This is a genomic window from Actinomadura sp. KC216 (assembly GCF_004348535.1).
Classification (GTDB): domain Bacteria; phylum Actinomycetota; class Actinomycetes; order Streptosporangiales; family Streptosporangiaceae; genus Spirillospora.
Genome location: NZ_SMJX01000010.1, coordinates 47,543 through 61,500, shown reverse-complemented (window position 1 = coordinate 61,500; position 13,958 = coordinate 47,543). Strand labels below are relative to the sequence as shown.

Below are 13,958 nucleotides of genomic sequence, written 5' to 3'. Positions count from 1 at the left end.
CGTGGGGGCATTGGGGATCGTTCAGCGTGACCTTGACCTGTCGGACGCCGCCAGGGAATGGGTCGTCACCGGCTACCTGCTGACGTCGTCCTGCCTGCTGATCGCGGGTGGGCGGCTTGCCGATGTGCACGGCTGCCGCCGCGTCCTGACGACCGGGCAGGCCGTGTTCGCCGGGGCCTCGGCGCTGATCGGGCTGGCCGGGCGGGCGGATGTTCTGGTCGCGGGCAGGGTGGTGCAGGGTGCGGGCGCCGCGCTCATGGTGTCGGCCGCCCTGGTGGCGGTCCGGGCTGGTCGTACGGGACGGCAGCGCGCTATCGGTCAGGTGGTGTGGCTCGCCATGTCCTCGCTGGGCACCGCGGTGGGGCCGACGGTCGGCGGCTACGTCGCCGAGGTCTGGGACTGGACCTGGATCTTCCTGGTCAACGTGCCGATCGGTGTGCTGGCCGTCGTCCCGGGGTGGATCTTCTTGGACGGACGTGGAGGCCGCGGGCAGGCGGTTGATCTACCCGGAATGCTCACTTCGGCCACCGTGGTGTTCGCGGTCACCTGGGCGCTGATGTCGGCCGGCGACCGGCAGGACGGCTGGCGTGCCCCCGGTGTCCTCGCCGCGCTCGCGGTCGCCGTCGCGGCCGCGGTGGCGTTCGTCCTGGTCGAGCGGCGGAGCCGGGATCCGATGGTCGACCTGGCCCTCTTCCGGCGGGCGGTCTTCGCCGGTGGGACCGTCACGCTGCTGATGTGGGGGATCGGCTTCAACGGCCTGCTGTACTTCGGCACGATCTTCCTCCAAGACGTACTCGGGTTCCGTCCGTCGGAGGCGGGGCTGGCCTTCCTGCCGCCCGCGCTCACCGTCATGGCGCTGGCCCCGGTGGCGTTCTGGCTGACCGGGAGGCTGGGCCCGCGCTTCACCATCGGCGGTGGCATGGCCTTGATGGCGGCGGGGATGGTCGCGTTCACCCTGCTGCGGCGGGGCGACGGGTTCGGTGACCTCATGCCGGGGCTGGCGCTTCTCGGGATCGGTACCGCGCTGGTGGTGCCGCTGCCGCTGTGCATGCTCCAGGTCGTTCCGGACGAGCGGGTCGGGGTCGCGAGCGGGGTCGTCGCCGTGGTGCGGCAGGTCTCCGGTGCCTTCGGCATCGCCGTGCTCGGCGTCGTGATCGACGTTGCCGCGGGCTCGCGCGATCCGTCGGGGACGGAGGCGTTCCGGCAGGCGGTCGCGGCCGGGCTGGTCTTCGGGGCCGGTCTTGTGCTGGTGGGCGGTCTGGTCGGCCTGTTCACGCTGGGACGCGGCGGACGCCCTGCGGGCACCGCACACGGGGGACCGGCCGGTACCACCACGCCACCCTGCCACGAAGACCGCGAGGCCAGAAGGTGATCAGGTGCACCGGGGGCATGGGCTCCGCCCCCGGCGCACCTTCATCGCCGATCTCGCATACTTGGCACCTTCTGGCTACTCCAGCTCGCCGAGCCGGACGTCGGGATCGGCGGCGACCCGTTCCAGCAGCCGCAACAGACGGTCAACGAGCCCCTGAGCGGTACCGGCGTCGAACAGGTCGGTGGCGTACTCCAGCTCGCCGGTCACTCCCGCACCGCCACGAGGGGTCAGCCTCAACGCCAGTTCGTACTTGGCGGCGTCCGGCCGCACCGGTTCGATCGCCAGGCTCAACCCGGGAAGACCCGGATCGGGCGGGGGCGTGGAGTTGAGGGCCAGCCCCCCTTGGGGGAGGAGATGGTGGGTTGTGGAACCGGCCGGGTCGAGGGCCTCGACCAGCTGATCGAAGGGCAGGTCCTGGTGGGCGAAGGCGGCCAGATCGGTCGTTCGCGTCCGGGCCAGCAACTCCCTGAACGTGGGGTCGCCGGACAGGTCGTTTCGAAGGACCAGCGAGTTGGTGAAGACCCCGGCCAGGTCGTCCAGCGCCTTGTCGGTACGGCCGGCGACCGGGGTCCCGATCGCGATGTCGGTGCCCGCGCCCAGCCGCGAGAGCAGTGCCGCGAACCCGGCCTGGAACACCATGAACAGTGTGACGCCGGTGGCTCGGGCCAGGTCGTCCAGCGCCCGGTGCGCCTCGGCGCCGATGTCGAAGCCGATCAGGGCACCGTTGTGGGTGGGCACCGTGGGGCGGGGCCGGTCCGCCGGCAGCCGGATCTGCCGGGGCAGCCCCGCGAGCGCCTCCTTCCAATAGGCCAGCTGCCTGTTCCACAGGCTGTCGGGGTCGTCCCTCTGGCAGTTCGCTGACCAGCGCGTTGTCATCGGCCGCGGCCACGGGGCTGTTGGTGCGGCCGGGCCGAGGCGGCCGCTGACCGGCGGGCCGGTAGGTGCCGGTCAGCGCCGGTGCGCGGCCGCCGGCCGTGGTGTAGAAGATCGCGTCAAGGTGATCCTCGCCGGCGGTGTCGCTCCAGGTGAGGGCGGCCTGGTATCCCGCCTGCTCGGCGAGGTCGTGGAGCTGCTCGGGGTCCACCCCGCCGTCCTGCGCCAGAAGGCCCGCGATCCGCCCCGCCGAGAGGCCGGTCCGGTCTTCTCCGTGGTCGTCCAGGGCGCGGGCTGCGGCGGCTTCTCTCGTGAGGCGGGCGTTGGGCAGCTCGGTCACCCGCAGCGGGCCGGGGTGGCGGACGGTCAGCTCACCGGCCAGGCGCCGCAGACCGGGTACGTCCACGCCCCAGCGCAGCCGGGGGACGTCCGCCACCTCGACCAGGTCAGGACGGGTGTGGACGACGACGTCGTAGCGGTGTCGGGTCAGCTCGTTGTGGTGCTCCCCGCGCTTCAGCCGGATGTCCACGCCGCTGACCCGGCTGTGGGCCGCCAGGCCGGTGAAGAAGTCGGGGTCGACGACCAGTTCTTTCTCCAGGCTCATGGCCTGCTCGACCGCCTGCCGTACGACGCCGACCGACGCGGACGGGTCGGCGCGGTGCAGTTCAACCGCCGTGCGAAGAAGCCGCAGGGTCCTGTGGTTGCGCACGTCGCCCACGAACACCGTCCCGCCGGGAGCCAGCAGGCCCAGCGCCTGGTCCAGCACCTTGGCCAGGTAGTCGGCGCTGGGGAAGTACTGGGCCACCGAGTTCAGCACGACGGTATCGAACCGTCCGGCCGGCAGCCCGCGGGGATCGTCGGCGGCCTGCTGCCGGAGCGTCACCCGTCCGGCCAGCGCCGGGACCTGCGCCGCCTGCCGCCGCAGCCTGTCGATCACTGGACCGGACACGTCGGTGCCCCAATACGCTTCGCATCCGGGGGCGAGTGCGGCCAGCAGCAGCCCGGTCCCCACACCGATCTCCAGGACCCGGCACGGGCCCAATGACCGGATGCGCCGCACCGTCTCCTCACGCCATCGCCGCATTTCCTCTAGCGGGATCGGCTCACCGGTGTACGAGCTGTTCCATCCGGAAAAGTCCGTGCCGAATGCGGCGAACCCGGTGCCGTGGACCCCTCGTACAACGAGTCGTAGAGACGCTGCCACTCACCGACCTGCCGCTGTTCCTCGTCCTGCCCGCGGTCGGCGCAGGCCACCACATAGGCCACCAGCCGGCGGTCGCCTGACGGACCCTCCCGGGGGACCACGGCGGCCTGTGCCACGTGCCGATGGGACAGCAGGACGGATTCGACCTCGCCCGGTTCGACGCGGAAACCGCGGATCTTGACCTGGTCATCGGCGCGGCCGATGAAGTCCAGTTGCCCGTCGGGACGCCACCGCACCAGATCACCGGTCCGGTACATCCGTTCCCCGGGCGCGCCGAACGGGCAGGCGACGAACCGCTCCGCGGTCAGCCCCGGCCGTCCCAGGTAATCTTGCGCGAGACCCGCGCCGGACGTGTACAGCTCGCCGACCGCGCCCACCGGCACCGGCCGCAACGCTCCGTCCAGCACGTACACGCGCGTATCGCGAATCGGGCGGCCGATCGGCACGCCCGTGCCCGCCCCCAGGTCGATCGTCTCGACTGCGCCGATGGTGGTGATCGTGGTGTTCTCGGTGGGCCCGTACGCATTGAGCAATCGGACTGCCGGAAGCCGATCTCTGACCGCCCGGCATCGGGGAGTGGACAGCACATCGCCCCCGGCCAGCAGGTAGCGCAGGCCTTGCAGGGCTGTGATGTCTGCGTCCACCACCTCGTGGAACAGGCCCGTCGGCAGCAACAGCACGGTGACCCGATGAGACGACAGAAGACGTCCCAGCTCGTGGACGGAGAACCCGCCCGCCGGGACGATCGCGAGACTCGCCCCGTTGAGCAGGGCTCCCCAGATCTCGAATGTCGCCGCGTCGAACGAGATCGAGGCAATGTGAGCGACGACGTCGTCGCTCTGCCACCGGACATAATCGGACCGGCACACGAGCCGCTCAATGCCCTGATGCGGGACGACCGCCGCTTTGGGCTCTCCCGTGGAACCGGAGGTGTAGGTGACATAGGCCGGGTGCTCGGGTAGCAGAGGCCGGGTTGGCTCGCTGCCGAGCAGGTTGGAGACCGTTCCATCGCGACCGCGACCGCGACCACGTCACCGGGACCGGTCCCACGCTCGACCAGGGACCGCGCCAGCCGGTTGGCGCGTGCGTTGAGCTCGCCATAGGTGAGGGTGGTGCCCTCGGACACCACCGCGGTGCTCGCGGGAGCGGCCGCTACCCGCGCCTCGAACAGTTCCGGCACGCACCACCGCCGGGCAGCCGCGTCCTCGTCCCGCCCCACCAGCACCGGCCTTCGTTCGGCCCGGTCCAGCACGTCCATATCGCAGAGCCGGGAACCGGGATCGGCGTCGCCCAGCGACCGCAGCAGACGCAGATAGCGCCGCTGGTGGGCGGTGACCTGATCGGAGGTGTAGAGGGCGGGGTGCGCCATGAAGCCGACGCGCATGCCGTGGCCGTCGAGGTTGTCGAAGACGTTGATCTCCAGATCGTCGATCGGCCAGGTCATGAGGGGGTGCATGCGTCCCGGCGTCCCGGCGAAGTCCAGCCGGTAGTCGAAGGCCATGACGTTGATGACCGGTCCGTGCAGCCGATGCCGGGTTCCCAGCAGCCCGAGGTCACGCAGCAGGTCATCGCGGCGGTACCGCTGATGCCGCAGCAACCGCGCAGTCGCCCGCGTCACCGTGCGCACCAGCTCGTGGACGGTCATATCCGGCCGCACCAAGACCCGCAGCGGCAACACCGTCGACGACATCGACGGCGTCTCCAGCGTCAGCCGGGAGACGCGGCCGGTCACGGCCAAACCGAGAATCACATCCTGGGCGCCGGTCATGCGCGCGACATAGGCCGCGGTCGCCGCGATCGTCAGACCCGCGGTGGCGGTGCGCAGCCGACGCGCCCCGGCGGCCAGGTCCGCGGTGGCCTCCGGAGACAGCGTGGCGGTCCCGGTCAGATGGTCGATGGCGGGGTCGGCCATCGCATCCGACAAACCGACCGGCACCGGCTTGTCGGCCAAAGCCCCGGTCCAATAGGCGCGGTCACCTTCGAACTTCTCCGATGCGCGATAGGCGGACTCCTCGGCCAGCAGCGCGCGATAGCAGCCGCGCTCGGCGGGAACGTGGGCCCCGCCACGTGCCAGGGCGGTGTAGACCTCGGCCATGCGCCGGCCGATCAACGAGGCGCTGTAACCGTCGAGAACTACATGGTGCGCGCGCAGGAACCACCAGTGCAGGCCGGGTGACAGCCGCAGCAGCGCCGTTTCGTAAAGGCGTGTGGCATCCAGCGGCAGCGCGTCGCGCAGGCGGCCGTTGATCCACGCAGTCGCGGCGGCTCGGGGGTCCTGCTCACTGCCCACGTCGACCAGGGGGATCGACACCGACGGATCGGGATCGAGCTCCTGGCAGACGACATCGTCCAGTTCGCGCAGCCGGACGTGCAGCGTCTGGAACTCGCGCGCAAACTCGCGCGCAGCGATGCGCGCCGAACGATCGAGCAGCTCGTGATCGAAAGGACCATCGATCTCGACGTATTGCCCGATGTGGAACGGTAGGTGCGGGACCAGTTGCTGGGCGTACCAGATGCCCTGCTGCGCGGCCGACAACGGAACACGCTCGAACGAGGACATCAGCACAGCCCTCCCATCAGGGCCGATTTCGACCATTCCGCATGATGGGATGGACGGCTTACGAGCCGCGGTTCGTGGCGCCTGCCCATATGCGAATTTGTCTCCTTTGTAACCGGTAGCGTGGCTCACGCATAGCAACAACTGGGGCGACCAGGGCCACCGGGAGCTAATCAGAGTCGATCGACTTTTGGCACGAGATCGGCGGATGTGTAACCGAGCTCGCGACTAGAGGTCCCGCTTCGCGGGTGATGATTTCAGGATAAATGGTGTTTAGTTTGGGCTATTCCCTCGGTAGAGCGTCACATCAGAGCCGTCAGCGAGGTCATCCGACTGCTGGATGGCTCGTTTGGCGGTCCCGCGGTCGGGCAGCGACTTTCTGCGGCGATAGCGGATTCCGGCGCAGCTGCCGGATTCATGAGCTCTGCCGTCCAGTTTCACGGTGCCGCCCAGCGGTACTCCCCTCGGTCTCCGGCTGCCCCTGCGCCAAACCAACGCCTAACCCACGAATGCTTGGCGGCGGCGCGCCTTGGTCACCTGGCAGAGTCTGATTCTGGGGCGATGTCGTCCGGGGGCGGTAGCGGGGTCTCCTTCGTCGGGTGCTGGAAGAAGGCGTGTGCGGCGGCGGCGACCACGGCGCCGACGAGGGGGGCGACGATGAACAGCCACACCTGTTCCAGGGCGGTCCCTCCGACGACAATGGCGGGGCCCAGGCTGCGGGCGGGGTTGACGGAGGTGCCCGTGATCGGGATGCCGACGAGGTGGACGGTGGTCAGCGCCAGCCCGATCGCGACGCCGCTGACCGACGGAATGGCGGCCTCGCTGGTCATCGCCAGGACAGCGAACACGAACAGCGCGGTCAACACGACCTCGGCGAGGAACGCGCCGCCCACGTCGATCCGGATGAGGCTGACCGCGCCCCACCCGTCCGCGCCCAGCCCGGTCACCGACCGCCGGTAGATCGGCGAGCCGGTGAACGTCGCCCACAGCAGCAACGCGCCGAGGATCCCGCCGGCGAACTGGGCGGCCCAGTAGCCGACCGCCTCGACCGGGGTCATCCGGCGGGCGAGCAGCACGCCGAGCGTGACGGCCGGGTTGACGTGGCAGCCGGAGATCGGGCCGATCGCGTAGACCAGGACCAGGAGCACGAGCCCGAACGCCAGCGCCGTCGCGACCACGCCCGCCGCGAGACTCCTGCCGGCCAGGCCGAAACCGAACGACAGGGTCGCCACGCCCACCGCGAAATAGACCAGAAGCAGCGTCCCCACGAGCTCCGCCGCATACTTCCTCGCCACGATATCCACCCCCCGACGACTGGTCCCAGCGACCTACCCGGGGCCTACACAAGATCAACTCACGTTGATCGACCGTGAGCGAGGCTTGGCCGCGGCTTGCCGGTACATGGGCCCGGGATCTTCTCACGCCGAGCAGCACGTTGACCGGGACGCGAAAGCCGATGACCGGCTCCCGCCGAGGCCGGGGATCCGGGATCAGGCTGATGATCGTGAGCAGGACGGGGGGAGGGACGGTCCAAAGAGGGTGAACGGCTCACACCGCCAATGCCAAGCCCGGCACGACGCACCACAGAAGGCGATGAGCTCGTACTTTCCTTGGTTGTGGGTGTGGCGAACGCGGTGGTGTTCGCGTGCGAGGTGGAAGCGCCGGTATTCCGGGAATTTGTTGTTGGCGACCCACGGTGCACAGTTTCAGGATGGCCTCGGCGCCGGCCAAGCCCCAGCGGGCGCCGCCGATGTCGAGTCGGTCGGCCAGATGTGGCGGACGGCGCCTTCGATGGCGCCGGTGGCGATCGGCCATCCGCCCTGCAGGGCCTTGTCGTAGCGCAGGAACGCGGCGCGGCCGGTCAGGTAGCGGAAGGCGGTGTCGATCTGTTGGCGGCGGTGGGCGGGGAGCCCCGGCGGCCTGGGCGTCCAGGGCCGTGATGACCTGGCCGGTCTGTCCGGCCAGCAGCGCCAGGGCGTGGGTGGCGACCCAGTCCTCGGCGGCGGGATCGCCGGGGCGGTGCAGGTCCCAGGCACCCGCCCAGATTGATCTTCACCCGTCCTGGCGGTCGTGCTGGGCGCGCTGGCCGGGCCTGCTGTGGCCGGGCCCGCTCTGGCAGGCTCGGCCGAGCCTTGCCTCTGCCCCACGGAATACGACCTGTGGTCGGGTCCGACGGCAAGATCTACATCAACGCCTGTCAGGCCGGGTGCGCCGGCGTCGCAGTGTCGGCCCGGCCTCGGACGGGCTGCTGGACCGGCTGGTCGGCCCGCCGCCGCGCGACTAAAGACCGCCAGCGGCGACGTCTCCTGCGTGCAGCGCAGACGTGCCGATAAGCGTGCATTACTTGACCTGTATCCTCGCGACCGGATCGCCATTGTTAATGGAGCTGGTCAACCTGTTGCCTATGGGGTTGCCGTGGGCAGGTCGAGCGCACGGGCGATCGCCATGCCGAGGTCGTCGCCCTTCATCGGTGTAAGGGTGGAGACGGCGACCGGGAGGATGATGCGCCCGCTCTCGTGACCGTCGGCGCCAAGTCCCGCCGCGTTCCACTCAACGGTCACAACCGAGTCAACGTTGGCGGTCACTACCAGCGGCACACGCGGGAGGCGCAGCGTTTCCCCAGGACGCAGGTCTACGGGATCGAAGGTGATACGCAAGCCGTCGCCCTGCCGCACTTCCTCGCTACGGAATCCACCAGGCGGCGGGTCATCTGCCTGGTGCCTTATCCGGTCTTCATCTACAGCGTTGAGAAAAGCCTCTTCCGAAGCGATATCGAGGGAAGTGCCGTAGCGCCTCGGCGCATGCTGGGGATGGAAGAACGGAAGCTGTTCGCTAACGGGCCCTGGGCACTCCAGCCGACCATCCGCGCACAACGTTAGAATGACTTTGACGCCCGGGAAGGGACGATCCACCCGGTTCACCAGATCCAGACAGAGTGTTGCCGGCAGGTGCCGCGCCAGCTCGTCCAGCAGCCTTCTCCTTAAACCCTGTTCCAGGGCGCCCAGGTACGCGTCGACCTCGGCGACATGCTTCTCCCACCCAGGATCCGTGTGCAGACTCCCACTGCCGTGATAGCGGCCCCTGAGCAACCACTCCCGGTACCGCCCAAGGTCCACCTTGATGTGCTCAGGAAAGTCCGCGCGCCGCTCAATCCGCTGCTGTGCGGCGACGACTTCCGCATCAAGACGATTCTGTGTAGCGGCGAACCGGAGTTGAAGCATCTGCCATTCTTCGGGCTCGGCCTTCACGGTCTGGGCGTTGCGGCGTACGAACACCGTGTGTTCGGAGTGGACGAACCCGTCGTGCTTAGGGTGTGGCAGCGGCTTGCGGAGGTAGCGAATGGGGTCGCCCTGTCTGGGCGGGGCCACCACCACGATGAGTACGTCCCTGCCGTCAAGTTCCACGTACTCGGGGGTCCACACCAGATCCGGGCCGATGTACGGCTTGAGGTTTTGCTCCATGACGCTGTGGTCTATCGAGGTAACGCCTTTGACCTCGCCGGGGCTCACTCCGACGAGAAGGTAACCATGGCCCTCGGCCCAGCGTGCGGCCACCTCGGGTGACCTGTTGGCCAATCCCAGGATGTGCTTGACCAGATGGACTCGCGCTTGATCGGTACCGAGCGGGAGGGTGCTCTTCCACTCGATCCAACTGGACTCGTCGTGTTGGCCGGCGTCACGCACGGCCTCGGCCAAACGCCGTAGCTGGGAGGGGAGCAGGAAAGCACGGGATGCGTCGACTGAAATCGCCACAACGACAGGGTAGCTCCCACTCTCTCCCCAATTCCGGGGTTCTTCTGCCTGGCCCCGCCAGCGGCCCACACGGGTCTCGTCCCGCCGTCCATGATCAGCCGGAGTCGGGGTGCCGAAGGCCCAAAGGAAGGCGGCGCGGCGACTCCACTGGGGTCGTTGAGGTATCGGCAGGCTCCCCGACCCGGGTCAGGGCCCTATTCGCAATCGCCCTGCACCGCAATCCTCCCGTGCCGCGGTGGGTATAGGCGCTGCAGGTGACGGGCCGGTCAGACGGCTGGCTGATGCCACCACATGGCGATGTCTATGTCGTCGGCCAGCGAATCATCGATAGTGCGATGCAACGCGAGGTGCTGATGCGGTCATCGTTCGGGCTGAAGGGCTTGCGAGGGTCGAGTGCCCCCAGCACAGGCCCGAGGGCGTCGATGGCGGGTTTCCAGAGTGTTGACCAGTTGCGTCGGCTCGATACCTTGAACCGGATGACCAGCGCCACCGGCCCGGCAAGCAGCGGTGTGCCGACTACGGCGTCGCAAGCATCGTGGATCTGTTGCTTCCATGCGGGTGACTGGCCAGAGACGGTGGTGTGCACCGTGAGTCGTGGCTCGTCCGGCGGATCGCTCTCCCGGGCCACTGGGGAGATCGCGATCCCCGAGGGCACTGCGGCCCGCTTGTAGTCAAACGCCGCGTGTATACGTGCGGCGCCAATCCTCCGTGCGACCGGGAAGAGATAATTGTCCAGGTCACGACCACCACCGATCAGCGGGACGCCAGCAGGAAGACCTACGGTCAATTCCACCGCGACGTTTTCATCCGGTGGCTGCACGCACGCCAAGGCCAAGGCCTCGACCTCATCGAGGTAGGCGCGTAGCCGACGCTGATCTGAATGTTCCCTGGCTTCCAGCTCTCCAGGACCGGCGCGAGCCGCAGAAGAGCGGGCGCACCGGTCGGCCGGGCAAAGAGACACTCCATCGCCACAGTATCGACCCCTACGATTCGCCGGATGCATCCACTTTTGCCGCTGAGCGAGCGATGGGGGGACACGACTTGGGCTTGACAGTACTTCAGGGGTCGAAGGCGTCTGGTTACACCACAGTCGACGGAGCGAATCTGGTTAGCTGCTTCCTGTGTGGAAGGTTCGCGCACTGTCGGATTCCTCGGCCCGATTCGCGTCAGATTTCCGCATCGTGTGCTGGTCAGTGGCTGTCTCGACCCACCTGGTTGCGCCCCCTGCAGGGCACGCAAGACATGGGAACAGGCTCGACCAGGCTTCTCATCGTGGAGGAGCGGTTCTCTCTACCCGGTAAGCCGCGGGGAAGGGGGAGCGGTCGTGACTGAGGGCTGGAGCGATCGAGCGATTCGGTGGACGACCACCATCAGCGTCATCGTGCTGGCCGGGATCGCGGCAGTGCTGTCGTACAAGCACATGTACATGCTGGTTCGCGAGTACGGCGAGACCTCTTGGACGGCGGCGCTGTTGCCGGTTTCGGTGGACGGGATGATCGCGGTCTCGTCCATGACTTTGCTGGGCGACTCCCGGCAGGGACGGCGCAGCGGTTTTCTGCCGTGGGCATTGCTGGTGATCGGAAGTGCCGCCAGCCTGGCGGCCAACGTGGCCGTGGCTGAGCCCTCGCTCGTGGGCAGGCTGATCGCCGCGTGGCCCTCGGCGGCGTTGATCGGCTCCTACGAGTTGTTGATGCGCCAGGTCCGTCACCGTTCTGGACCGACCACAGAGTCCCGTACTACGACCTCAGGGAGGATTCGCGTCGACGCGGAGTCGACTCATGGTCCGATTGAGACATCACCCAGCACGCCACGCGCCGCGCTGGCACCTTCGGCTGGGCCTGTCAGCAATCTCGGAGCCCGAGGCGAGAGCTCAGAGGCAGCTCGTACGGATCGTGCCTTCGAACTCATACATTCCTCAGAGGAATCACATCCTGTTGATGCGGCCTGCCACGCACGCGCACGACGGTCGACGCAGCGCACGCGCGCTGGAAAGGATCTTGATCTCCAAAAGCGTGCGTGGCTCTGGGCGATGGATAACCGCACACCGAAGGGAAATCTCCCGCCCGGGAAGGTGATTGCAGATCAGTTCGGGCGAAGTGAACGCTGGGGACGACTGGTCAAGCAGGCAGGTCTTGCCGGACGCCTTGACGCGATTGCGTCTTGAGGCCTGCCAAAGCTCGTCCGATGGGGGGTTTGAGTCCGAGGCCGGACACGAACCAAATCCCCATATATCACTCTACTCCTGGGCGAGGTACCACTAAACACCGCAGCCCTGGTCGACGAGGCAGAGGACTGATCGGCCATGGCAAGGGCAGAGTTTTCCCTCGCAGACTGGGTGATCCGGTGGGCCTCCACAGCCAGCGTCATCGTGTTGGCCGGCATCGCGGCAGTGATCAGCTACTAGCACATGTACCAGCTCGTGCTGCGGTACGGAGAAACGTCCTGGACGGCGGCACTGCTGCCGGTGAGCGTGGACGGGATGATCTCGGTGGCCTCGATGTCGCTGCTGGTCGACTCCCGGCAGGGCCGCCGCAGCGGCATGTTGCCGTGGACGCTGCTGGTGCTGGGCAGCGCCGCCAGCCTGGCCGCCAACGTCGCCGTCGCCGAACCATCGATAGTCGGCCGGCTCATCGCCGCTTGGCCCAGCTGCGCCCTCATCGGCGCTTATGAACTGCTGATGCGGCAAATCAGGCACACCTCCGTCACGAGAATGGAGAGCGACGACGCTGAGGTCGGTGTTATCTCCGAAGCGGTACATATGACCTCTGAGAACGCTCGTAGGATCTCCGTGGCGACGCACAGCCCTTCTGAGAAGACCCATAGGGGATCGTTTGCTGCCCCGGCGGCCTCAGAGGAGACTCTGAGGAGTCCAGCCGCTCGGCCCGCGACCTCGGAGAAGGCGCATACCGATCAGATCTTGGACCTCAGACACTCTTCGCGGCTTCAACAGCGTGGCGCGGTCGATGGCGCGCGGTCACAGCGGTCCTCGTCTCATGTGGACAGGGCAGGAGATGTGGGCATACAACGGCGGGCGTGGCAGTGGGCGGCGGCCCACCGCCCGCCCGCGGGGGACCTGCCGCCGGGGAAGGCGATCGGCAGCCAGTTCGGGCGCAGTGAGCGCTGGGGACGGCTGGTCAAACAGGCTGGCCGTGCCGGGCGGCTTGACGCCGTCGCGTCCTACACGGGTGTTGGACGCGTCTCAATAGAGCGACGGTCGAGGGAAGAGGCGAGGTCGCTATGGCACCAGCCTCAGCGTTGGGCGCTTATCGGGGAGGCCGATCAGTTCGCGGACGCGGGGAACACTCCAGCACAGTTCGCGTGCAAGGGCCGGAGCCGTAAGGTCTGTCTCCGTGGTCGCAAGTTCGAATGCGCTGGACAGTAGGACCGGTTGTTCTCCGGGGTAGCCGGTTACGGGCTCATTCCTGAAGCCTGGTTGTTCTCTCAGACTGTGCAGTTTCTGGTGGGCTCTGCTGGCGGCTGAGTCGGAGAGCAGGCCCAGTTCGCGGCAGCGGTACAGCAGCGAGTCCACGGAGACGCCCCAGGTCGTGCGTAGTTCGGCGAGCCGTCTGAAGTCGGTCCGTGTGGGCAGTTCGGGCAGGACGCTTTCGCGAGGGGTCAGGAATTCCGCCGCGAAGGCGTCCGCTTCTCGTTCCTGGCGCATGTCCCCGGATGCGGCGTCCCCGTGCAGGACGAGGTGGCCGAGTTCGTGGGCGGCGGTGAAGCGGTGCCGGTAGACGTCATCGAATCGGTTGGGTGTGAGTACCACTATGGGGCGGGGGAGGCCGGAGGTCGAGAAGGCGTCCACCGAGACCGCGTCCTCGTCTTGCTTGGGGAACGCCACGACGATGCCGTGGGCTTCCATGTGCCGCACCAGATGACTGATCGGCCCGACGCCCAGACCCCAATGTGCGCGCAGTGCCCGAGCGGCCTGGGTCGGGTCCCTAGGGAGATCCACGCCTGAGGCGACTTCTCCGCCAGCGAACCCGGGCAGGTCGACCAGCGGTAGTTGCACGCGCTTCTCCAGCGCAAAGGTCAGTTCCCAGACCTGTTCGACGAAGGCGACGGCCTTTGCTCGTTGGTAAGCCCGTGCCGAGCGCAGACTGCGGAAGTGTGCCATGGAGCCGTCGAGCTTGCCGTGAGGTCGTCCGGGCAGGAAGAAGGTCATCGGTACGGACAGGACCTCTGCAAGCAAAGGCACTA

General features: G+C 67.9%; 10 protein-coding genes and 1 pseudogene. 4 read left to right on the top strand and 7 right to left on the bottom strand.

Annotated elements, in window-relative coordinates:
• On the top strand, nucleotides 1-1,372 hold a 1,372-nt coding region (locus E1264_RS03305), incomplete at its 5' end, for an MFS transporter (protein WP_165963953.1).
• 75 nt (nucleotides 1,373-1,447) lie between these two features.
• Here E1264_RS03305 and E1264_RS03300 read toward each other — a convergent pair.
• Complete coding sequence (locus E1264_RS03300; protein WP_132169413.1) at nucleotides 1,448-2,248, bottom strand: condensation domain-containing protein; 801 nt, start codon at nucleotides 2,246-2,248, stop codon at nucleotides 1,448-1,450.
• A gap of 121 nt (nucleotides 2,249-2,369) precedes the next feature.
• Between E1264_RS03300 and E1264_RS45080 the strand changes: the two genes are divergently transcribed.
• Nucleotides 2,370-3,290: a hypothetical protein gene (locus tag E1264_RS45080; protein ID WP_243710720.1), complete on the top strand. Its 921-nt coding sequence runs from the start codon at nucleotides 2,370-2,372 to the stop codon at nucleotides 3,288-3,290.
• A 44-nt stretch (nucleotides 3,291-3,334) separates the two neighbouring features.
• Here the strand turns inward: E1264_RS45080 and E1264_RS46185 are convergent, their stop codons facing one another.
• From E1264_RS46185 to E1264_RS03270, 5 genes are all read right to left on the bottom strand, one after another.
• Nucleotides 3,335-3,826: an AMP-binding protein gene (locus tag E1264_RS46185; protein ID WP_165963952.1), complete on the bottom strand. Its 492-nt coding sequence runs from the start codon at nucleotides 3,824-3,826 to the stop codon at nucleotides 3,335-3,337.
• On the bottom strand, nucleotides 3,754-6,009 hold the full coding sequence (locus E1264_RS03285; protein ID WP_165963951.1) for a condensation domain-containing protein: 2,256 nt from the start codon (nucleotides 6,007-6,009) through the stop codon (nucleotides 3,754-3,756). The genes E1264_RS46185 and E1264_RS03285 overlap by 73 nt, the downstream gene beginning before the upstream one ends.
• Nucleotides 6,010-6,539: 530 nt before the next feature.
• The gene (locus E1264_RS03280) at nucleotides 6,540-7,301 is read right to left on the bottom strand and encodes an aquaporin (protein ID WP_132169407.1); all 762 of its coding nucleotides are present in this window, start codon (nucleotides 7,299-7,301) and stop codon (nucleotides 6,540-6,542) included.
• 1,107 nt (nucleotides 7,302-8,408) lie between these two features.
• Complete coding sequence (locus tag E1264_RS03275; RefSeq protein WP_165963950.1) at nucleotides 8,409-9,758, bottom strand: RNA-binding domain-containing protein; 1,350 nt, start codon at nucleotides 9,756-9,758, stop codon at nucleotides 8,409-8,411.
• Nucleotides 9,759-10,059: 301 nt separating this feature from the next.
• Nucleotides 10,060-10,578: a hypothetical protein gene (locus E1264_RS03270; RefSeq protein WP_207935695.1), complete on the bottom strand. Its 519-nt coding sequence runs from the start codon at nucleotides 10,576-10,578 to the stop codon at nucleotides 10,060-10,062.
• A 504-nt stretch (nucleotides 10,579-11,082) separates the two neighbouring features.
• Between E1264_RS03270 and E1264_RS03265 the strand changes: the two genes are divergently transcribed.
• Both E1264_RS03265 and E1264_RS45845 read left to right on the top strand, forming a co-directional pair.
• Nucleotides 11,083-11,922: a DUF2637 domain-containing protein gene (locus tag E1264_RS03265; protein WP_243710719.1), complete on the top strand. Its 840-nt coding sequence runs from the start codon at nucleotides 11,083-11,085 to the stop codon at nucleotides 11,920-11,922.
• A 243-nt stretch (nucleotides 11,923-12,165) separates the two neighbouring features.
• A pseudogene (locus E1264_RS45845) lies at nucleotides 12,166-12,396 on the top strand (DUF2637 domain-containing protein); the annotation flags it as partial.
• 597 nt (nucleotides 12,397-12,993) lie between these two features.
• On the opposite strand, the gene E1264_RS03255 reads toward E1264_RS45845, so the two are convergent.
• Nucleotides 12,994-13,923: an ImmA/IrrE family metallo-endopeptidase gene (locus E1264_RS03255; RefSeq protein WP_243710718.1), complete on the bottom strand. Its 930-nt coding sequence runs from the start codon at nucleotides 13,921-13,923 to the stop codon at nucleotides 12,994-12,996.
• Between the last annotated feature and the right edge of the window lie 35 nt (nucleotides 13,924-13,958).